The sequence below is a fragment of the Bradyrhizobium sp. UFLA06-24 genome (assembly GCF_054967145.1).
The window spans coordinates 146718-167278 of record NZ_JADFUE010000005.1 but is presented as its reverse complement, the minus strand read 5'-3'; the positions used below and the strand labels follow the sequence as shown (position 1 = coordinate 167278).

The 20561-nt window shown below is 63.8% G+C and carries 17 protein-coding genes; 10 read left to right on the top strand and 7 right to left on the bottom strand.

Annotation, left to right across the window (positions count from 1 at the left end; genetic code table 11):
- Positions 1–116: 116 nt before the first annotated feature.
- On the top strand, positions 117–1154 hold the full coding sequence (locus IF809_RS07230; protein ID WP_462837212.1) for a glycosyltransferase family 4 protein: 1038 nt from the start codon (positions 117–119) through the stop codon (positions 1152–1154).
- Between the two features lie 236 nt (positions 1155–1390).
- Here IF809_RS07230 and IF809_RS07225 read toward each other — a convergent pair whose 3' ends face one another.
- The 4 genes from IF809_RS07225 to waaF form a co-directional block, all read right to left on the bottom strand.
- Positions 1391–1636 carry a PilZ domain-containing protein gene (locus tag IF809_RS07225; RefSeq protein WP_453996833.1) on the bottom strand — a complete coding sequence of 82 codons (246 nt, stop codon included), beginning with the start codon at positions 1634–1636 and terminating at the stop codon, positions 1391–1393.
- A 65-nt stretch (positions 1637–1701) separates the two neighbouring features.
- Positions 1702–1881 (bottom strand): hypothetical protein, encoded by a 180-nt coding sequence (locus IF809_RS07220; RefSeq protein WP_453996835.1) that lies wholly within the window; start codon positions 1879–1881, stop codon positions 1702–1704.
- A gap of 95 nt (positions 1882–1976) precedes the next feature.
- Positions 1977–2507, bottom strand: a complete 531-nt coding sequence (locus IF809_RS07215) for a D-glycero-alpha-D-manno-heptose-1,7-bisphosphate 7-phosphatase (protein ID WP_462837211.1) — start codon at positions 2505–2507, stop codon at positions 1977–1979.
- Positions 2500–3564: a lipopolysaccharide heptosyltransferase II gene (waaF, locus tag IF809_RS07210; RefSeq protein ID WP_462837210.1), complete on the bottom strand. Its 1065-nt coding sequence runs from the start codon at positions 3562–3564 to the stop codon at positions 2500–2502. The genes IF809_RS07215 and waaF overlap by 8 nt, the downstream gene beginning before the upstream one ends.
- A 159-nt stretch (positions 3565–3723) precedes the next feature.
- Between waaF and rfaD the strand changes: the two genes are divergently transcribed.
- From rfaD to IF809_RS07190, 4 genes are all read left to right on the top strand, one after another.
- On the top strand, positions 3724–4704 hold the full coding sequence (rfaD, locus tag IF809_RS07205) for an ADP-glyceromanno-heptose 6-epimerase (protein WP_462837209.1): 981 nt from the start codon (positions 3724–3726) through the stop codon (positions 4702–4704).
- A gap of 11 nt (positions 4705–4715) precedes the next feature.
- The gene (gene rfaE1, locus IF809_RS07200) at positions 4716–6200 is read left to right on the top strand and encodes a D-glycero-beta-D-manno-heptose-7-phosphate kinase (protein ID WP_462837208.1); all 1485 of its coding nucleotides are present in this window, start codon (positions 4716–4718) and stop codon (positions 6198–6200) included.
- Between the two features lie 8 nt (positions 6201–6208).
- On the top strand, positions 6209–7495 hold the full coding sequence (locus IF809_RS07195; protein WP_462837229.1) for an O-antigen ligase family protein: 1287 nt from the start codon (positions 6209–6211) through the stop codon (positions 7493–7495).
- Positions 7496–7579: 84 nt separating this feature from the next.
- A complete protein-coding gene (locus IF809_RS07190) occupies positions 7580–9493 on the top strand; it encodes an SDR family NAD(P)-dependent oxidoreductase (RefSeq protein WP_453996845.1) in 1914 nt (637 codons plus the stop codon).
- Between the two features lie 795 nt (positions 9494–10288).
- On the opposite strand, the gene IF809_RS07185 is transcribed toward IF809_RS07190, so the two are convergent.
- Both IF809_RS07185 and IF809_RS07180 read right to left on the bottom strand, forming a co-directional pair.
- Positions 10289–11269, bottom strand: a complete 981-nt coding sequence (locus tag IF809_RS07185; protein ID WP_462837228.1) for an MraY family glycosyltransferase — start codon at positions 11267–11269, stop codon at positions 10289–10291.
- Between the two features lie 23 nt (positions 11270–11292).
- Positions 11293–12252: a lysylphosphatidylglycerol synthase transmembrane domain-containing protein gene (locus tag IF809_RS07180; RefSeq protein WP_462837207.1), complete on the bottom strand. Its 960-nt coding sequence runs from the start codon at positions 12250–12252 to the stop codon at positions 11293–11295.
- A 296-nt stretch (positions 12253–12548) separates the two neighbouring features.
- On the opposite strand from IF809_RS07180, the gene IF809_RS07175 reads away from it, so the two are divergent.
- From IF809_RS07175 to murJ, 4 genes are all read left to right on the top strand, one after another.
- Positions 12549–13961, top strand: a complete 1413-nt coding sequence (locus IF809_RS07175) for a mannose-1-phosphate guanylyltransferase/mannose-6-phosphate isomerase (protein WP_462837206.1) — start codon at positions 12549–12551, stop codon at positions 13959–13961.
- A gap of 181 nt (positions 13962–14142) precedes the next feature.
- Entirely contained in the window at positions 14143–15147 is a 1005-nt protein-coding gene (locus IF809_RS07170; RefSeq protein ID WP_462837205.1) for a Gfo/Idh/MocA family protein, read from the top strand.
- An 8-nt stretch (positions 15148–15155) separates the two neighbouring features.
- Positions 15156–16343 (top strand): DegT/DnrJ/EryC1/StrS family aminotransferase, encoded by a 1188-nt coding sequence (locus IF809_RS07165; protein WP_462837204.1) that lies wholly within the window; start codon positions 15156–15158, stop codon positions 16341–16343.
- Between the two features lie 213 nt (positions 16344–16556).
- Positions 16557–18083, top strand: coding sequence for a murein biosynthesis integral membrane protein MurJ (gene murJ / locus IF809_RS07160; protein WP_462837203.1), 1527 nt, complete (start codon positions 16557–16559; stop codon positions 18081–18083).
- A 9-nt stretch (positions 18084–18092) separates the two neighbouring features.
- Here murJ and IF809_RS07155 read toward each other — a convergent pair whose 3' ends face one another.
- Complete coding sequence (locus tag IF809_RS07155; protein WP_462837202.1) at positions 18093–19199, bottom strand: acyltransferase family protein; 1107 nt, start codon at positions 19197–19199, stop codon at positions 18093–18095.
- 368 nt (positions 19200–19567) lie between these two features.
- On the opposite strand from IF809_RS07155, the gene IF809_RS07150 reads away from it, so the two are divergent.
- Positions 19568–20023: a DoxX family protein gene (locus tag IF809_RS07150; protein ID WP_462837201.1), complete on the top strand. Its 456-nt coding sequence runs from the start codon at positions 19568–19570 to the stop codon at positions 20021–20023.
- Positions 20024–20561: the final 538 nt, after the last annotated feature.

The following is a 20561-nucleotide window of genomic DNA, read 5'->3' as shown; positions in this document are numbered from 1 at the left end:
CCGTCTTCGATCAACGCGGATGCTAGCGTCTGCGTGGTGAAGAGGGGGTATCGGCAGCCGTGAACTGGCCACTATGCTTAATGTTGCGTATAGGGGGACACTAAATGGAGCGTGACGTGGCGAATTCCCCCGGCGATCTGGAAGTGATCGTGCCAAATCTGCACAGGCGCTATTCCGGGGTCACCGCGACCAACCGGATGGTGGCGCCGCGACTGGCAAAGCTGTACCGCGCAGTTTGGTTCGGTTCCGATGCGCCGGAGGGGATTGCGCGGCTTGGCGTCACCGACGTCCTGAAACTTTGGGGCCGCAAGAAGCCGCTGATTTGGCATGCCCGCCGCAACAACGAGATGATCGCAGGCGTCGTGCTGCGCGCACTCGGCTGGCCGCTGAAATTGGTGTTCACCTCGGCGGCGCAGCGGCATCACAGCTGGATCACGCGCTGGCTGATCCGGCGCATGGACGCGATCATTGCCACGTCAAATATATCGGCCTCATTCCTGAAAGTGAAAGCGACGGTGATCCCGCACGGCATCGACACCGGCGCCTATGCACCGCCGATCAATCGCGCGGCAGCTTTCGCCGAAAGCGGTCTGCCGGGGCGTTATGCGATCGGCTGTTTCGGCCGCGTGCGGGCGCAGAAGGGCACCGATTTGTTCGTCGAAGCGATGTGCCGATTGCTGCCGCGCTATCCTGACTTTACCGCTGTGATCGTCGGCCAGGTCACGGCCGAACAAACGCCCTTTGCCAATGACCTGAAGAAACGCATCGAAGCTGCGGGTCTGCAATCGCGCATCGTCATCACCGGCGAGCTGCCGATCGAGCAGGTACAGCGCTGGTATCAGCGGCTGACGATCTACGCCTTCACCTCGCGCAACGAAGGTTTTGGCCTCACGCTGATCGAGGCTATGGCCGCCGGCAGCGCGCTCGTCGCGACACGTGCTGGCGCTGCCGAGCTCGTGGTCGAGGATGGCGTGAGCGGGTTACTGATCCCGACGGGTGATGCCGATGCTTTGGCGACAGCACTCGAAGCGCTGATGCGCGACGTCGCTGCGGCAACTGCGATGGGCGAGCGGGGAAGGGCGCGGGTTCTGGACAGATTCAGTCTCGATGCCGAAGCGGCGCGGATCGGCGAAGTCTATCGGCCGCTGCTCTGAACAGCCGACGTTTCGGCGCCGCCGGCCAGAATCTCGAAAACAACCCCAAGCACAGTTGGAGGCTAGACAAAATGATGGCTCACAAAGCGGTCCGACAACGATGCGGATTTTGCGAAATTCGTTTGACTTGTCGGCGGGCAAAACAGAGTTGGACCGATCTTATCTCGAAAATTCGATGACGACCGGGTCGCGGTCCGGTGCCCCGACTCAGCCGCGAGCGAACCTGCACGGCTCGATCACGCCAGTGTCTCTCGGTTCGGCTTTTTCTTGGCTTTCTGCCTCAGAAAGCTGACTTCGAGTTCGTCGCCATTGACGCGATCAAGCTGGCATCTCCGATAGGCAAGTCCGGTCGAGGAAAGCAGCAGAAAGAATTCCGTCAGTGTGAGCCCCTCGATTGAGCTCTCGACGCGGAGCGTGGCGTCGTTTTCGGAGACGTCCTTGACAAAACAGGGCCGGCGCCAGGTGCCGTCGATCGCCATCATCTGCGCCGGCAGCGGCCGCTCGAAGACGACTCGCTGGCTCTTGCGTTCCTTCTCATTCGGCACGTCTAGCGGTACGTCTGCGGCTGAAGACGCGGAGTTGGTCTTTCCGGGGCGTAGGGGGGCGAGCGAAGCCGGCGCTCATAGCTGTCGGCAAGCTCGATCAGACGCTTTTTGGTGAACGGATCCGCCTTGGTGGCGAGCTCGCGGATATGCTCGGCGCGGCCTTTAATGAAATCTTCGTCCATGGCTCTCCCCTGGAGAACTTGAGAGAATGCCAAGTCTTCCCGAGGGTGTAAGCAACATATGTTAGGTTGAGGAAACTTGGGCGGTCGCGAGCCGTCTACGGCCGCCTGACCTGCGCGAGCACCTCCGTCACGAACTCATCGAGATCGCCGCCTGGAAACAGAAAGCCCGGCAGTCCGAGCGCTTTGCCAGCTTCGATGTCGCGGGCCTGATCCCCTATGACGAAGCTGCCGTCGAGCTCTACCGGCCAGTGCTGGAGGAGATCGCGCAGCATGCCGGGCGCGGGCTTTCGCCAATCGTGCTCCCCGATGTAGCCGGCGACTGTTCCTTGCGGATGATACGGACAGAAGCGGAGGTCGTCGATCCGCGCGCCGTCGCGGGCGAGTTCCTCGCGCATCCAGCCGTGCAGGTTGTTCACGTCGTCCTCGGTGAAGAGGCCGCGCGCGACGCCAGACTGGTTGGTGAAGACGAACACAAAATAGCCAGCCTCGTTGAGACGGCGAATGGCCTTGGCGACGTTGGGCATCCAGCGGATGCGGTCTCGCGTGCCGATATAGGCGTCGTCATGGTTGATGACGCCGTCGCGATCGAGGAAGGCGGCAGGTTTGGCGGGGCCGCTGTTAGACATTTGCCTGCGTCCTGGTCAGCACATCCCTTGCAATCGCTACCACCTCGCTCGCGGCGATATCCCGCATGCAGCGATGGTCGTTCATCCTGCAGGTCGTGTTCTGGCACGGCTGGCATGCCAGTACGCTCTTGGTCTGCACCACGGTTGCGGCGAGGCCGTTGAGGGGCGCCCACAGGTATGGGCTGGTCGGGCCGAAGATGCCCATGGTAGGCGTGCCGAGCGCGGCTGCGATGTGCATCAGGCCTGAATCGTTGGAGATGGCAACGCCCGCCGCGGCCATGGCCAGCACGCCGTTGCGCAGGTCGTTACCGGTGAGGTCGCGGACCTCAGAGCCGCCGGCCGCGACGATCTCCTGGGCAAGCCCCTTTTCTGCGGGACCCCCGACCACCCAGACGTCGAGGCCGCGTTCGACCAGCAGGCGAGCGGCCTCGGGATAATAGGTCCAGCGCTTGGAGACGCCGACCGATCCTGGCGCGAGGGCGACGGCGGGACGGGCGCTGAGGCCATTGGCCTTGCGCCAATGAGCGATCTCCTCAGTGGGAACGCGCAATTGCGGCACCGGCCATTCCCCCGGCAGGGGGGCGCCGTCGGGCTGGGCGAGGGCGGCGTTCTTGTCGATGAAGCGGGGCAGCTTTTTCTCCCCCCAACGCCAGCGATTGAGCAGGCCAAACCGGAACTCGCCCACGAAGCCGATCCTTTCAGGGATGCCGGCCAGCGCAGGCGCGATGGCCGCCTTCCAGGTCCGCGGCAGCACCAGGGCGGTGCCGTAGTTCCGTTTCCGTAAAAGCTTCGCCAAGCCGAGTTGGCGGGCGACGGCGAGACGGCCGCGGGGCAGGTCCCAGACAACGCCCTTCCGCACGCCGGGCATGTAATCGACCAGCGGGGCGCAGAGCGATGTGGTCAGGAGGTCGACCGGCCGATTCGGCCAGCGCTCCTTCAGGACCCGCACGACGGTGTGATTTCGGACGAAATCGCCGATCCACATGTATGGAACGATTAGGATCGGGCGGGTGTCGCCCCGGTCTGCATTCTCGCTAAGTTGCGAATCAAGATTCATTCGTTAACGGGCCGAAGGCGTGCTGATGGTGGCGTCGGGTTAGCCGCTCCGGAGCGGCAGGTAAAGCGGACCAAGGGCCCATCCCGAAACTGCTTACACTTTGGCGGATCATGCGCTACGGCAGGACCGGGCCGCAAATATCGGGCAGGGAATTTCGGAATGTTGCTGGTGACCGGGGGAGCCGGTTTTATCGGGTCGAATGTCGTGGCCGCGTTGAACGATGCCGGTCGCAGCGACGTGGTGGTCAGTGATTTGCTTGGCAACGACGGCAAGTGGCGGAACCTCGCCAAGCGCCAGCTTGTCGATATCGTCCCGCCAGCCGAGCTGCTCGATTGGCTGAAGGACCGCAAGCTGGATGCAATGATCCATCTCGGGGCGATTTCCGCGACCACCGCGACCGACGGTGACCTCGTGTTCGAAACCAATTTTCGCACGTCCATGCGACTGCTCGATTGGTGCACGGCGGGCGCGGTGCCGTTCATTTACGCCTCCTCCGCGGCGACCTATGGCGACGGTGAGGCAGGTTTTGACGACGACGCTTCGGTCGTCGCATTGAAGAAGCTGCGGCCGATGAATCTCTACGGCTGGAGCAAGCACATGTTCGATCTCGCGGTCGCCGGGCGTGTCGCGAACGGCGATCCGCTGCCGCCGCAACACGTGGGCTTGAAATTCTTCAACGTGTTCGGGCCCAACGAATACCACAAGGGCTCGATGATGAGCGTGCTGGCGCGCCGCTTTGACGACGTCAAGGCGGGCCGCGTCGTGCAGTTGTTCAAGTCGCATCGCGAGGGCATCGCCGACGGCGATCAGCGCCGCGACTTCATCTATGTCGATGACGTCGTGCGCGTGATTATGTGGCTGCTGGCCACGCCCGCGGTGTCTGGGCTGTTCAATGTCGGCACCGGGACGGCGTGTAGCTTCAAGGACCTGATGCTCGCCGCTTACGCAGCGCTCGGCACCAGGCCCAACATCGAATATATCGACATGCCCGAGCAGATCCGCGGCGCCTATCAGTATTTCACCCAGAGCAAGGTCGATCGTCTCCACCGCGCCGGCTATAACGGCGGCTTCACGACGCTCGAGGACGCGGTGAAGGCCTATGTCGGGGATTACCTCGACCGGCCCGACCGCTTCCGCTGAGGCCTTTAATCATGCCGACGCCCATTCTCGATTTCGACGCCCTTGCGCAAACGATCTCCGGCCGCACGGTGCTGTGCATCGGCGACATCATGCTGGACGAGTTCGTCTATGGCGAGGTGTCGCGGATTTCGCCGGAAGCGCCGACGCCGGTCATCGCGGCACAGCGCAGCGAGCTCCACATCGGAGGTGCCGGCAACGTCGCGCGCAATGTCGCCTCGCTCGGCGCGCGCTGCATCTTCGTCGGTCTCGTCGGCGAGGACGATGCGGGTGCGCGGCTCAAGGCCGCGTTGGAGGATCATGCCGGCATCGAGAGCGTGCTGGTGTGCGATCCCTCGCGTCCCACCACGCGAAAGGCTCGCTTCGTCTCCGAGCACTTCTCCACGCACATGCTGCGGGCCGATTGGGAGCAGGCACAGCCCGCGTCCGAAGAGGTCGAGGCCAAGTTGATCGAGGCGATCCTGCCGCAGATCGCGCGGGCCGATATCGTGCTGCTGTCCGATTACGCCAAAGGCGTGCTGACCGCGCGCGTGATCCGCCACACCATCGATGCGGCGCGACAGGCGGGCAAGCCTGTGATTGTCGATCCCAAGAGCCTGAACTGGGCGATCTATCGCGGCGCCACGCTGCTCACGCCCAACCGCAAGGAATTCGCGGAAGCCACCCGCAGCCGCGCCGACACACCGCAAAGTATTGTCGATGCCAGCGAGGACGTGATGCGGCTCGCCGATTGCGAGGCGATCCTGGTGACGCAGGGCGAGCACGGCATGACGCTGGTCCCGCGCAAGGGCGAGGCCGTTCATGTGCCTGCGTTTCCGGTGAAGGTGCGCGACGTCTCCGGGGCCGGTGACACCGTCGCGGCGGCGCTGTCGGTCTCGCTCGCCGCCGGTGCGGATTGGGATACGGCGCTGCGCGTGGCGAGTGCGGCGGCCGCTGTCGCCGTCGGCAAGCAGGGCACCGCGAGCGTGAGCGCGGCCGAGCTGCGGCGCAAGATCCTGCCGCATGCCACGCTCGCGGCCGAGGAGAAGGTCGTGGGCGCGCCCGGTGCGCTAGAGGAAAAGCTTGCCGAGTGGAAGCGGGAGGGTTTGCGCGTCGGCTTCACCAATGGCTGTTTCGACATCCTGCATCCCGGCCACGTCAAGGTGCTGACCGCGGCGCGCGCTGCCTGCGATCGCCTGATCGTCGGTTTGAACAGCGATGCCTCGGTGCGCCGATTGAAGGGCGCGGATCGTCCGGTCCAGGACGAGCGCGCGCGCGCCGAAGTGCTGGCCGCGCTCGAAGCCGTCGATCTCGTCGTCATCTTCGAGCAGGACACGCCGATCGACCTGATCACGCGGATCACGCCGAGCGTGCTGGTGAAGGGCGGCGACTACTCCCGCGAGCAGGTGGTCGGCTACGACGTCGTCGAAGCCGCGGGCGGGGTGGTCGTGCTGGTCGACATTTTGCAAGGTTTCAGCACGACGGCGCTGGTCCATCGCGCGCGGGGAGGGGGCAAGTGACGGACCAGCTGACGGCGCTGGAGCGGCAAACGACCGCCCACATGCTGTGGCGGCGTTTGCGCAGCCCTGCGGCGTGGAGCGAGACGGCCGACCTGTTCGCGATTCTCACCGTCGCCTCGCTGCCATGGTCGACTTCGCTCGCGGCGATCTTCAACGCCGCGTTCCTGCTCTGCATGGTGCCGTTCCTCGACGTCAGGGCCTTCCTGCAATCGCTGACGCGTCCGATCTGCGCAGCACCGATCGCACTGTTCCTGCTCGCGCTGGTGGGAACGTTGTGGTCGGATGCAGCCTGGGGCGTGCGCCTCTATGCCGTTGGCCCGACGGTCAAGCTGCTCGTGCTGCCCATGCTGCTCTACCATTTCCAGCGCTCGCCGCGCGGGAAGTGGATATTCATCGCCTTCCTGGTGTCATGCGCGCTCCTGTCGGTGATGTCCTGGCTGGTCGCCTTCTATCCCGGCCTGTCGCTGAAACCATACGACTCGCTCGAGCGCGGCATCTTCGTCAAGAACTACATCGATCAGAGCCAAGAATTCACGCTGTGTGCGGTAGCACTCGCTTACCCTATACTGGTTCTGTTGCGCGAGAAGCGCTACTGGATCGCTGGCCTGCTGGCCGCGCTAGCGCTGAGCTTCCTGATCAACATGGTCTTTGTGGTGGTGTCGCGCACCGCGCTGGTCACCGTACCCATCATGCTCGCCGTGTTTGCGTTGCGTCATTTGAGCTGGCGCAGCGTCGCGATTATCGCCGCGACGCTGGTCGCTTGTGCCGCTATCGCCTGGCAGGCCTCGCCGCAATTGCGCAAGACTGCCGATACCTTCGTCAGCGACTATATTCGCTACAAGGAAAAGGGCGAGGCGACCTCGCTTGGCCTTCGGCTCGAATTCTGGCGGAAGTCACTGGGATTCTTTGCCGAGGCCCCTATCAAGGGGCATGGTACCGGTTCCACGCGCGGATTGTTCGAGCGGGCGAAAACGGGAACTGACTACCAAGCCTCGGCTGAGGTGATCGGCAATCCGCACAACCAGACGCTCAACGTCGCTGTGCAATGGGGCGTCATCGGCGTCGCTGTTCTTTATGCGATCTGGATCCTGCATCTCCTGCTACTTCGTGGTTACGGGGTGGCGTCCTGGATCGGCTTCCTGGTCGTGGTGCAGAACATCTTTACGTCCCTGTTCAACTCCCATTTGTTCGACTTCCACGAGGGCTGGATGTACGTCATCGGGGTCGGCGTTGCCGGCGGCATGGTGATCCAGACGCAACGGTCGGCGGCGAAGGCGGGGGAAGCCGGTTCCTGAACGACTGCGCTGCTGGCAAGTCCGGTCGATATGGGCTATCAGCGCGGTGAGGTTGTATTTCACGGGATATTTGCCGGTCGCCGGATGACGCGTCTTTCGCATCTCTCTTTGCGCAATTTTCTGATCGCGCTCCATGACCTGCTGGCAACAACGGCGGCGCTCTTCGCGGCCTTCTACCTTCGATTCGAGGGTGGCGCGGGCTTCTTCGACCGTTTGCCGCTATTGTACCAGATTCTGCCCTATTTTCTCGCGTTCAGCGTGGTGGTGTTTTTCGCCTTTAACCTGACTACGGCGAAATGGCGCTTCATCTCGCTGCCGGATGCCATGAACATTATCCGGGTCGCGACCGTTCTGACGCTGGCGCTGCTTGTGCTCGACTACATCTTCGTTGCACCCAATGTTCGCGGCACTTTCTTCCTCGGCAAAGCGACGATCGTCCTCTACTGGTTCCTAGAGATCTCCTCCCTCAGCGCTTTGCGGATGGCCTATCGCTATTTCCGCTACACGCGGGTGCGGCGCAATGCCCGGATTGAGGATGCCGCGCCGACGCTGCTGATCGGCCGAGCCGCGGATGCGGAGGTGCTTCTGCGCGGGATCGAGAGCGGGGCGATCAAGCGGATCTGGCCGGTCGGCGTGTTGTCGCCATCGAGCTCGGATCGCGGGCAGTTGATCCGGAACCTGCCGGTGCTGGGCGGCATCGACGATATCGAGGACGTTGTCGGCGACTTCACCAAGCGTGGCAAGGCGATCACGCGCGTGGTCATGACGCCCTCGGCGTTCGAGCCGGAGGCCCATCCGGAATCGATCCTGATGCGGGCGCGCAAGTTGGGTGTGATCGTCAACCGTATGCCCTCGCTCGAGAGCGGCGACACGCCGCGACTCACCGCGGTCGCTGTTGAGGATCTGCTACTGCGGCCGAGCGAAAAGATTGACTATGCGCGGCTCGAGGCCCTGATCAATGGGAAAGCGGTGATCGTCACCGGCGGCGGCGGCTCGATCGGCTCGGAGATCTGTGAGCGTGTCGTCGCCTTGGGCGCCGCGCGGCTCCTGATCCTGGAGAATTCCGAGCCGGCGCTCTACGCGGTCACCGAGACGCTCGCCGCGCACGGCAAGGGGGCTGCGATCGAGGGACGGATTGCCGACATCCGCGACCGCGAGCGCGTGCTGCGGCTGATGGCCGAGTTCAAGCCTGACATTGTGTTCCACGCGGCCGCTCTCAAGCACGTGCCAATCCTCGAGCGCGACTGGAGCGAGGGCGTCAAGACCAATATCTTCGGCTCGATCAACGTGGCCGACGCCGCGCTCGCCGCAGGAGCCGAAGCCATGGTGATGATCTCGACCGACAAGGCGATCGAGCCGGTGTCGATGCTGGGCCTGACCAAGCGTTTCGCCGAGATGTACTGCCAGGCGCTCGATCATGAACTCGCGGCGGTCGGCAGCAGTGCAAAGCCGCCGACGCGGCTGATCTCGGTTCGATTCGGCAATGTGCTGGCCTCGAACGGCTCTGTGGTGCCGAAGTTCAAGGCCCAGATCGAAGCCGGCGGCCCGGTGACGGTGACGCATCCCGAGATGGTTCGTTACTTCATGACCATCCGCGAGGCCTGCGACCTCGTGATCACGGCGGCCACGCACGCGCTCGGCACGGAGCGTCCTGACGTTTCGGTCTATGTGCTCAATATGGGCCAACCGGTGAAGATCGTCGATCTCGCCGAGCGCATGATCCGTCTCTCTGGCCTGCAGCCCGGCTACGACATCGAGATCGTGTTCACGGGGATGCGGCCGGGCGAGCGCCTGCATGAGATCCTGTTCGCTTCCGAAGAGCCGACCCGCGAGATCGGCGTTGCCGGCATCATGGCGGCGCAGCCGAACGAGCCGCCGATGCAGACCCTACGCAAATGGATCGCCGCGCTCGACCAAGCGATCGCGCGCGACGATCGCGCGACCATCAGGACCATCCTGAAGGATGCGGTTCCCGAATTCGGGTCGACCGCGGCCTGATCATGCAGCCGCAAGATCTCGGCAGGATCGTATCGCGTGCTCCGCCGGATCCGAGCACGACCGCGGGGATCAGGGCCGAGATCGCCTGCCGCTTCGCCACCGAGCGTGAGGTATAGGTGCTGTCGGGTTCGCCGGGTGTGCCAGCGGTGACGGCGGAGAATCCGTTCCGCAAACGGCTCGCGGGGCGCTTCAGCCTTGGCTGTCGGGTAATGTCGGTTTCACCCATGATCCTGAGATCGTATTTGAGACACCACGCTGCTCGAGAATGAGGAGGAGATTTAATCCCTGCTCTCGGCTGGGGTATCGGCTTCGAGCGGCTGAAACAGCTGCAGGCCGATGCGAACCGCTCAAATGTCTCGTTCGTGGGGCGGGTCGACGATTGCGAGCTCGAGGCGTTCCTCGCCGCGGCCGACCTCCGGATCGTCCCGTATCGCAAGGACGTTGCTGGGGTGTCGGTGCCGAGCCGGTTCTATAATCTGGTGGCGGTCGGCTAACCGGTCGCGCTGGTCTCCGAGCCCGAGGCCGCGGTGACGGTGGTGGAGAACGGGCCTCGGCTGGGTGGTGACACCCGGCCGCGCCGATTAGCTCGCTGCGGCCATCCGTGCGGCGTCCGGCTCGAGTGGTGGCGAGATCGCAGAGTATGCGGTGAAAGTGGCCGCAAGCTTCGACCGCGTCACCGCATTGAATGCTTATGCCGCCCTCATTGATGAATTGCTGGTCAGCCCGAAACGGGCGAAGAAGCGCTGAGCTTGAGCGATCCGGTTGTGATGAAGGGCTGCGACTGGCGCTGGCGGCTCAGCACGCTTTTCGGCGGGAGAACCGCCGCAGCGTGACCGTAATCGCAATCGCGCCCACCAAGAGCGCCATCAACGTGGCCGCCGGCCGGTCGGCGAGAACTGTGACGATCGCAAGCGCCGCCAGCACGACGTTGAGCGCAAATACCTCACCGATGACCCGCGAAACCAGAAAGCCGTTGTCGGTGGCGCGCTGATAGAAATGCGAGCGGTGAGCCGACCAGAACTGCTCGCGCCGGGCGATGCGGCGGAACAGGGTAATCGTGGCATCCGCAAGATAATAGGCCGGCAGCAGCAGTGCCGCAGCAGCCTGTCCGCGCCAGGCAAGCTCGAGCAGGCACCAGCCGAGCAGAAGCCCGATCGGCAGGCTGCCGACATCGCCTAGAAACACCTTGGCGACCGGCCTGTTGAACGGTGCAAACCCGAGCATCGCGCCGCACAGCGCGGTTGCGATCAACACCGCCGGCCACGGCAATTCGTCCAGCAGCCCGAGCAGCAGCAAAGCGGCGGCGATTGGCACTACCTCCGCTACCGTCATCAGGTCGAGCCCGTCCATGAAGTTGACGAGGTTCACGAACCAGATGCCGGCGAGCACGATCAGGACGCGCTCCAGCACGAGCGGCAGTGTCAGTATGATGCGCGCATCGTCGGGCGCGGTGAACACGATGGCGCCGACGCAGGCGGCTTGCAACACGAGCCGTAGCAGCACCGGCAGCGAGACGATATCGTCGGCGAATCCGACCAGCGCGATCACGATCGTCGCAACGACCAGCATCAACGGGATCGCCACGTTCGCCGAGATTGCCCAGGCCGATGCCACGATGATTGTCGCCGATATCACGGCGATGCCAGCGCCTTGCGGGGTCGGGATGCGATGCGAAGAGCGGGCATTCGGCCGCGCCAGCGCGTAGCGCTGGAGCAGGGGCCGGCTGATCCAGGTGATGAGTGCCGACATCAGCGCGGCGATCACAAGGGCAACCATCGTGGGCACGATCGTGGGCGCAGTCACTCCGGCACCCCGAGCTGCGCCGAGCCCTGCGCGGCCTTTTCCGCGCTCAGGATCCAGACCAGGCCGCCGAACGCGCCGACGACGAAGAAGACCGCGCCGAACAGCAGCGAGATGTTGACGCCTTCATTGGCGGCGAGCCCGGCGAAGCCGAAGGCCAGCCCCATGCTCGCCTCGCGCACGCCCCAGCCGGCAATCGAGATCGGCATCAAAGTGATCAGCATCACCGGCGGGACCAGCAGGAAGACCTGGGCGAAGGTGACGGGGGCTGCGATCGACTGCACCACGCACCAGGCGATGACGACGGCAAGCACGTGAACCAACAGCGACAGGACCGCGATGGCAGGTCCGCGCGTGCGGCTGAAGATGACGCGGTTGGCGATCACGGCGCAGGCATGGATGTGGTGGGTGGCCCACCAGGTCTTCAGCCACGACCATTTCAGCGCGCCGAAGATCAAGAAGCCGATGCCGCCGGCAAGGGCTGCGAAGTCGACCAGCAGCAGCGCCGAGCGGCCGCTCGGATCGGTGATCAGCTGATAGCTCCAGGGCAGGCTTGCGACGATGAGGATCGCGAGCGCGACGAGACCGATGGCGCGGTCCACGAAGATCGAATAGGTCGCCGCACGCCATCCGGCACCGGCGCGCGCCACCAGCCAGAGCCGGACCGCGTCGCCGCCAATCGCCGACGGCAGCGTCTGGTTGAAGAAGGAGCCGATCACGTTGTAACGCATGGCGCGGCCAAGCTCGAGCGGCGCACCGCATTCGGCGCTGATCTCGCGCCAGCGCAGCACGCCGACGAAGATCTGCAGAAACGTGACCGCGATCGCGACCCCGATCCAGACCAGGCTGGTCGCAGTGAAGCGCGACAACAGCTCGGTGAGGTCGACCTTGCGCAGCGCCAGATAGAGCAGCGCCGCTGAGATCAGGATTTTGGCCGTCGACAGCAGGATTCGGCGCATCTCGCCCGCGGGGTTTGCAAGGATTGGAGGCGACCCGACGCTAGGCGCCGAATTCGGCCGCTTTGGTATGGTTTTGGCGCCGATCTTGCAATAGCGGTTATCAGAAGCGGTTAGCAGAAGCGGCCACGAAAGCTGAGGACTAGCCTCTCGATATCGGCTAAAAGGCGCGCGGCAGGCCTTTAGGCGCCGCGCTTCACCTGTCTTGACGCCGCGGCCCGTGTAGCATCCAAGCCGATCGCACGGGGCCCACAGTTTGCCGCCTGGTATCGGGACGACTTCCAAGGTTCGAGATGACGATGGACAAACGTATCATCCCCCTGATCATGTGCGGCGGCGCCGGCACGCGGCTGTGGCCGGCCTCGCGCGAGGTACGGCCGAAACAGTTCCTGCCCCTGTTCGGCGCGCGCTCGACCTTCCAGGACACGCTGCTGCGCGTCTCCGACGCGGCGCTGTTCGACCGACCGATCGTGATCACCAACGCGGCCTACCGCTTCATGGTGCTCGAGCAGCTCGCCGAGATCGGCATCGAGGCCGACGTGATCCTCGAGCCGATGCGACGCGATTCCGGCCCCGCAATCGCGGCCGGCGCGGCATTTGCGCAAAACCGCACCAGTGAAGCGATCGTGCTGGCGCTCGCCGCCGACCACGTCGTGCAGGACAACGCCGCCTTCGTCGCGGCCTGCCGCGAGGGCCTCGCCGCCGCGAGCCTGGGGCGCATCGTCACCTTCGGCGTCAAGCCGGAGCGGCCGGCGACCGAATATGGCTATATCAACCCGGGCGAGGTGATCTCAGGTGAGGTGCGCGCGGTCGCGCGCTTCGTCGAGAAGCCTGACGCGGCGAAGGCCGCCGACTACGTCAATTCGGGCTATCTCTGGAACAGCGGCAACTTTATGTTCCCCGCAAGCCTGCTGCTCGACGAATACCGCAAGGTCGATGCGGCAAGCGTCGACGCCGTGTCCTCGGCGGTTGCCCATGCCGGCCGCGATCTCGGCTTCGTCACGCTGGAGCCCGAGGCGTTCGGCGCCGCCAAGGCGATCTCGATCGACTATGCGGTGATGGAAAAGACCTCGCGCGCGGCCGTGGTGCCGGTGTCCTGCGGCTGGTCCGACGTCGGCTCCTGGCATGCGGTATGGGAATTGTCGGAGAAGGACGCGCAAGGCAACGCGGCGCACGGCCCTGCCGTGTTCGAGGACTCCCGCAACTGCAACGTCACCACCGATGCCGCGCTGGTCGCGCTGGAAGGCGTCGACGATCTCGTCGTGGTCGCGACCGCGGATGCCGTGCTGGTCTCGCGCCAGCAGGATGCCAACGGCCTCAAGCGTCTCGTCACGAAACTGAAGGCGGTCGCGCCGAAGGTCACCGAGGAGCATCTCAAGGTGCATCGTCCCTGGGGCAGCTATCAGTCGGTCGACAATGGCGAGCGTCATCAGGTCAAGCGCATCGTCGTGAAGCCGGGCGGGCGATTGTCGCTGCAGAAGCATCACCATCGCGCCGAGCACTGGATCGTGGTCCGTGGCGCCGCCCGCGTCACCGTCAACGACACCGTGAAGACAGTGCACGAAAACGAGTCGATCTACATCCCGATGGGCGCGGTGCACCGGATGGAGAACCCCGGTAAAATCATGCTGGAACTGATCGAGGTCCAGACCGGCTCCTATCTCGGGGAAGACGACATCATCCGGATTGAAGACGACTATCAAAGGTCGTAACCAGCGAATTCCGAATCACGCGATCTGGGCCCAAAAGCACTCCGTTTTGGTGCTAAGGCTCGGGGAACGTGTAATTTTTTGAATCAAATCGTGTCCGGTCAATCAGGCCGGTATTCGCCACATCTGTGGCGACCGTGCTAGAAGCGGCCCGGGGATTTGCGGTGAATCGGGGTTCGATCAGATGAGTTCCAAGGGATCACAACCGGCCAAGGCCGGCTTGCGCGTCGGCGTCATCGGCGCCGGCGTGATGGGCAGCAACCACGCGCGCGTGCTCGCGGGCCTGCCCGGTGTCAGCCTGGTCGGAGTGGTCGATCCGTCGCCGGCACACCGGACGCGCGCCACCGAGCTCGCCGGCTGCAACAGCTTCGAGACGCTGGACCAGCTCTTCGCCGCGGGGGTCGATGCCGTCACCGTGGCGGCGCCGACCCATCTGCATCACGAGGTCGCGCTCGCCTGCATCGCCAAGAACATCCACGTGCTGGTCGAGAAGCCGATCGCCTCGACGGTGGAGGAGGGCCGTGAGATCGTCGCCGCCGCGCAAGAGGCCGGCGTCACGCTGATGATCGGTCATGTCGAGCGCTTCAATCCGGCGGTCGCCGCCGTCAAGCAGGCGATCGCTGGCGAGGACATCCTCTCCATCGCGATCACGCGAGTCGGCCCGTTCCCGCCGCGCATGTCCAATGTCGGCGTCGTCATCGACCTCGCCGTGCACGATATCGACCTGATCCGCTGGTTTACCGAATCCGACATAGTCGAGGTGCAGCCGCAACTGTCGAGCGCAGTCGCCGAGCGCGAGGACATCGCGCTGCTTCAATTCCGCACCGCCAGCGGCGTGCTCGCGCATATCAACACCAACTGGCTGACGCCGTTCAAGGCACGCAGCGTAACGGTCGCGACGCGCGGCAAATACGTGATGGGTGATTTGCTCACGCGCCAGGTCACCGAATGCTTCGGCTTCAAGCCCGACGGCAGCTATTCGATGCGGCATCTGCCTGTTGGCCATGACGAGCCGCTTCGTGCCGAGCTGATCGCCTTTCTCAAGGCGGTACGCAATGGCGAGACGCCGGCGGTCACCGGCGATGAAGGCGTCGCCAGCCTAGAGATCGCAACGCAGTGCCTCGAGACGCCGTCGCGCCCCGCGGCCAAATCGCCCGCCCTCAAGGGGCCGCGCCGCGTCGCCGGCTGAACCTTTCCATGTCGACCATTCGAGAAGGTGCCAAGAGCCAGGCCATGAACCAGCATCTGCGGTCCGAACCTATTCCGTTCATCGACGTCGCCTCGCAGCGCGTCCGGCTCGGCGCCTCGCTCGATGCCGCCGTCAAGCGCGTGATGGATCATTGCCAGTTCGTCAACGGCCCCGAGGTTTTCGAGCTCGAAAAGCAGCTCGCGGCCTATTGCGGCGCCAAGCACGTCATCGCCTGTGCCAGTGGCACCGATGCGCTTCTGATGGTGTTGATGGCAAAGAATGTCGGTCCCGGCGATGCCGTGCTGTGTCCGTCGTTCACCTTCATCGCAACCGCCTCGCCGGCGGCGCGGATGGGCGCAACGCCTGTTTATGTCGACGTGGACGAGACGACCTTCAACATGAGCCCGGAATCGCTCAAGCGCGGCATTGCGAGCGCGCGCAAGGCCGGGCTGAAACCAGTCGCGGTGATTCCAGTTGATCTGTTTGGGCAACCCGCCGATCACGATGCCATTGCCGAGATCGCCAGGGCTGAAGGCCTGTTCGTGATCGACGACGCTGCGCAAGGTTTCGGCGCAAGCTACAAGGGCCGCAAGCTCGGCACTTTCGGCCTCGCCACCACGACCAGCTTCTTCCCTGCAAAACCGCTCGGCTGCTTCGGCGACGGCGGCGCGATCTTCACCGACGATGACGACCTTGCTGCGACGCTGCGCAGCATCCGCGTGCACGGGCAGGGCGTCGACAAATACGACAATATCCGCCTCGGCCTGACCGGCCGGCTCGACACCATGCAGGCCGCCGTCCTGATCGAGAAGCTGAAGATTTTCGACGACGAAATCGCCGCCCGCAACAGGGTGGCCGAGCGCTACGCGCGCGGCCTGTCCAATGTGGTGACGGTGCCGCGGCTTAGCCCCGGCAACACTTCGGTCTGGGCGCAGTACACCATCCGCCTTCCCGAAGGCACCGATCGCGACGGCTTCGCTGCCGCGCTGAAAGCCCAGGGCGTGCCGACCGCGGTCTATTACGGAAAGTCGATGCACCAGCAGTCCGCCTACAAGCAGTACCCGGTCGCAGACGGCGGCCTGCCTGCTTGCGAGCGCCTGTCGCAGGATGTCATCAGCCTGCCGATGCACGCCTATCTGACCGAAGCCGACCAGGAGCGAATCATCGCTGCCGTCCGCGGCGCGATCTCGGGCTGATTTTCTACCTCTCCCCTTGTGGGAGAGGTTGTCTCGCCGCGCTAGCGGCGAGACGGGTGTCTTTCTCCCCACGGAAGGTGCGGAGAGAAACCCCTCACCTGATTGAGTTTGCGTCCACTTGCGGTGCTGCCCTCTGCCACAAGGGGAGAGGCATAGTAATGCGCATCGCAAGATGCGATCGACCTCCATCCGATAAGTCTCTAAAACAGGCGCATGCTCGGACGCATCTTCACGGTTGGTGGTTACACGCTGCTGTCGCGGCTGACGGGATTTGCCCGCGACATCATGCTCGCGGCGATCCTCGGCGCCGGCCCCGTGGCGGACGCTTTTTTCGTGGCGCTGCGGCTGCCTAATCATTTCCGCGCGATCTTTGCCGAAGGCGCCTTCAACGCGGCCTGGGTGCCTGCCTATTCCCATGTCCATGGCGAGAAGGGGGAGGGGGCCGCGCATCTGTTCGCCGACCGCATCTTCACGCTGCTCCTGGCCTCGCAGGTTGTCTTGCTGATCGTCGCCTGGCTGTTCATGCCGCAGGCGATGAGCTTGCTTGCACCCGGCTTTTCCGACGATGCCGAGCAGCGCAGGCTCGCGATCGAACTGACCCGGATCACCTTTCCCTATCTGTTGCTGATCACGCTGGTGACGCTCTATGGCGGCATGCTGAACGTGATGCAGCGCTTTGCGAGCGCCGCGGCCGCGTCGATCTTCCTCAATGTCGCGATGATGATGACGCTGGCGCTCGCCGCCTGGTTTCCGACCGCGGGCCACGCCGCGGCCTGGGGCGTGCTGATCTCCGGGTTCATGCAATATTTCCTGCTCGCCGGCGATCTGGCGCGCCATGGCGGCCTGCCGCGCTTTGCGCCACCCAAGCTCGACGAGGACGTCCGCGGCTTCTTCAAGGCGCTGGGCCCCGCGACGCTGGGCTCGATGGGCACGCAGGTGGCGCTGTTCGCCGACACCATCATCGCGACCTTCCTGCCCGCCGGTGCGCTGTCGGCGCTCTATTACGCCGACCGCCTCAACCAATTGCCGATCGGCGTCATCGGCATCGCCATCGGTACGGTGCTGCTGCCGGAGATGTCGAAACGGATCACGGCCAACGACCATGACGGCGCGATGAAGGCGCAGCGCCGTGCCTTCGATTTCACGCTGCTGTTCTCGATCCCGTTCGTGGCGGCCTTCCTGACTGTGCCCGACGAGATCATGCGCGCGCTGTTCGCCCGCGGCGCGTTCTCCAAGGCCGACGCGGTCGCCGCCGGCGGCACGCTCGCGGCCTATGCCATCGGTCTGATCCCGTTCGTGCTGATCCGCAGCGCCGTCGCAACCTTCTATGCGCGCAAGGATACCGCGACGCCGGTCCGCGCCTCGTTGACTGGCATCGCCGTCAACGTCGCCCTCAAGGTCGCTCTGATGGGATCGTTGGCCCAGATCGGGTTGGCGCTCGCAACCGCCGTCGGGGTCTGGACCAATCTGCTGCTGGTGCTGTTCTTCGCGGTGCGGCGCGGCTTTCTCGTGCTCGATCGCGCTTGGCTGTTATCGCTCGCCAAATTCCTGCTGACCGGGATCGTCCTCGCCGCGGCCTTCTGGCTAATCGCGCGCTTTGGCAGCTCTGCGCTGCGCACGATGCATTTCCATGACGAGGTGACGCTGGTGCTATTGGCCGTCGGCGGCACCATCGTCTATGCGCTGGCGATACTGATCCTGTTCGGCCGCAGCTGGCTGGTCTCGCTGGTGCGTGGCTAGAGCAGGCAATCAGCTGACGCTCTGCACGACGGCCCGCTTCCTCCACATCTCCGTCAGGAGGCGTGCGACGAACGCGCCGGCTCGTATCGAAGGAGCTTCGATGAACCGATATGCCAGTGCTGCGATGCCGATCGCTACGACAAGTGACGTCGCCATCACGAACAAGTTGCCCCAGGTCTGCATTGGCACGATCGAGTCAGAATCGACCGCGACGAGGGCGCAGACATAGAAAATCGGCCAATGCACAAGGTAGAGGCTGAAGGAAATACGCCCGAGGAAGCGGAGCGGTGCGGTCGTGGTCCATTTCAGCATGTTGCTTGACGACACGACCGCACCCACCATCAGCGCGGCCGCGGTGGCGGAGACCAGAACAATGTGCACCGAATAGAACTCATCGTAGGAGCCGGCGATCTCCAGGCCAACCAGGCCTGAGATGAAGGCCATCGTAGCAAGCTGCTTTCGGCCGGCGAGCAGCGCGGCAAACTCCTTGACGAGGAAGCAGCCGAAATAGAACCAGAGCAGCGTTCGGTAAAGGCTGCTCGCGAGTAAGATCGTGATCACGGCGAACAAGGCCCACCGCCATCGCGGTTCGATCCTGCCGTGCGCCGCGACTGCGAATGGCAACACCAGGGATCCCAAGAGCTCCGGAAAGAGCGTCCAGGTCGGGCCATTCACCCGGTTGGAGCTGAGCAGCAGATTATCCCACAGATCCTGCCAGGTCGGTTGCGGCCAGAACAGGTGCTGGAAGCCGGGTGTGAGGCCGACCGGCGCCGGATCAAGGCGCAAGAGGCGCTCGCAGGCGAAGGCGAACAGCACCGCCGCTGCAAATGGTGGCAGCAGCCGGAACAACCGCCGCACCAGGTAAGGCCCGAGGCTGAGGTTGCGTTCGAGCGAGGCCCCGAGCACGTAGCCGCTCAGGACGAAGAAGAACATCACAGCCGCAGCCGGATTGGCGGCCAGCAGCACCGTGTTGAAGAACATGTGTTGCGGGTTGCCCGGAAAAACGTGCGTTGCGTGAAATATGCAGACCGTCAGGCAGGCGAGGCCACGCAGCGATTCCAGCCGAGGGTCGAATGGCGAGTTGGCGGGCGCGTCCACCCCTGTGAGCGGCGGCACGGTCATCGCGGAAGCGCGGCCCCGGATGTGAGCGTCTGCGGCTCACGACGGGCAGTGGCGAAATAGGTTGCCAAGTGCCATCCCGTGGCCCGAAGCCGTTGAAGATGGCTGACACCCGGCTTTGCAGCCTCAGAGCTGGAAAGGTGTCCGGTCATGCGAGGTCCCCGAGTCCCAAGGGTCCACATTAGATCCGAAGGTATGTAGCGCGGGTTAAATTAGAACCTGCAACTTGCCCGAATGTCAGCCGTCTCCGTCTCTGTTTAAAGCGCGTCATGCCCTACCGGGGCCTTCATCCCGTCCGCCGATCGCGGTATGATAGCAGTGTTCAGGTGCAGTCCTCGGGCAACAGATGCGATGAGGCAGTGACCATGGCATTCGGCCTTTCCACATCCAAATCTCGGATTGACGAATTTGTCACCGGCAATGCCGATCTGCTGATCCTGATCGGCCGCATCCTGCTTGCATGGGTCTTCGTTGGAAGCGCCTACGGAGCCCTCACCAACTTCAGTGGCTCAGTCGGCTATTTCCGCTCGCTGAACGTTCCAGCGCCGCAGCTGTTCACGATTATTACCGTCACTCTGGAAATACTGATGTCGATTGGTTTGATACTCGGCCTCGGTACGCGCTACTGCGCAATCCTGGTTTTTCTCTTTGTAATTTCAGCGACTGCAATAGCACATCGGTACTGGGAATATCCCGCCGGTCCGCAACAGATCGGGCAGTACAATAACTTCTTGAAGAACATCTCGATACTGGGAGGCGCTCTGCTGATCCTGATTACCGGAGGAGGCCGGTTCTCTCTCGATCGGAGGCTGGGAGGCTAGCAGCTGTTCATCCAGCCGCTCTCGTCGACCAATTCCTGGATGATCAGGAGCCGAGGCTCAAGCATCGTCGCTGCCTCACAGAGCCGAAGAGAGCGCTGAGCGTACCACGTGCACGCGTGGTCGTTCGTCTTCTTGCACCATCACGGCGCGCGCAGTCATGCCAGTTTGGCAGCAGGCGCGCCGTGCGGTAATTATTGCGTCACTTCGCCCTAAGCCTGAATGTAACCTCGAGCAGATGGCTGAGGAGTTTCGAGAGGGGCTTCAGGCGCTGCGCGGCGATCCCGAAAAGAAGCATTAGCCACGTCGCCAATGCGGCACACCACAATGCGCTTTCCAGTGTTTCGGGCATGGCAATACTCTTTCAAATATGTACTTGAAATGTGAGCAGTCTTGCCGAATGAAACCCGTGTGACAAGTCCTCCAAGAAGTGGCAACGGGCCGAAATGCACGGAAAACCGCCACCTCGCCATGACATTCGCCAAGGCTCGGATGGCTCGAGCGTTCGCGATAGCCACCAAGAATCGTTCTCTTGATCGGA

Bases quoted from the DNA above. Each gene is read 5' to 3' on its own strand.
- waaF (WP_462837210.1), bottom strand. From the start codon at position 3,564: ATGAATCTTGATTCGCAACTTAGCGAGAATGCAGACCGGGGCGACACC.
- IF809_RS07215 (WP_462837211.1), bottom strand. From the start codon at position 2,507: ATGTCTAACAGCGGCCCCGCCAAACCTGCCGCCTTCCTCGATCGCGAC.
- IF809_RS07150 (WP_462837201.1), top strand. From the start codon at position 19,568: ATGGCATTCGGCCTTTCCACATCCAAATCTCGGATTGACGAATTTGTC.
- murJ (WP_462837203.1), top strand. From the start codon at position 16,557: ATGCTCGGACGCATCTTCACGGTTGGTGGTTACACGCTGCTGTCGCGG.
- IF809_RS07180 (WP_462837207.1), bottom strand. From the start codon at position 12,252: ATGCGCCGAATCCTGCTGTCGACGGCCAAAATCCTGATCTCAGCGGCG.
- IF809_RS07165 (WP_462837204.1), top strand. From the start codon at position 15,156: ATGTCGACCATTCGAGAAGGTGCCAAGAGCCAGGCCATGAACCAGCAT.
- rfaD (WP_462837209.1), top strand. From the start codon at position 3,724: ATGTTGCTGGTGACCGGGGGAGCCGGTTTTATCGGGTCGAATGTCGTG.
- IF809_RS07185 (WP_462837228.1), bottom strand. From the start codon at position 11,269: ATGGTTGCCCTTGTGATCGCCGCGCTGATGTCGGCACTCATCACCTGG.
- IF809_RS07170 (WP_462837205.1), top strand. From the start codon at position 14,143: ATGAGTTCCAAGGGATCACAACCGGCCAAGGCCGGCTTGCGCGTCGGC.
- rfaE1 (WP_462837208.1), top strand. From the start codon at position 4,716: ATGCCGACGCCCATTCTCGATTTCGACGCCCTTGCGCAAACGATCTCC.
- IF809_RS07190 (WP_453996845.1), top strand. From the start codon at position 7,580: ATGACGCGTCTTTCGCATCTCTCTTTGCGCAATTTTCTGATCGCGCTC.
- IF809_RS07220 (WP_453996835.1), bottom strand. From the start codon at position 1,881: ATGGACGAAGATTTCATTAAAGGCCGCGCCGAGCATATCCGCGAGCTC.
- IF809_RS07175 (WP_462837206.1), top strand. From the start codon at position 12,549: ATGGACAAACGTATCATCCCCCTGATCATGTGCGGCGGCGCCGGCACG.
- IF809_RS07225 (WP_453996833.1), bottom strand. From the start codon at position 1,636: ATGATGGCGATCGACGGCACCTGGCGCCGGCCCTGTTTTGTCAAGGAC.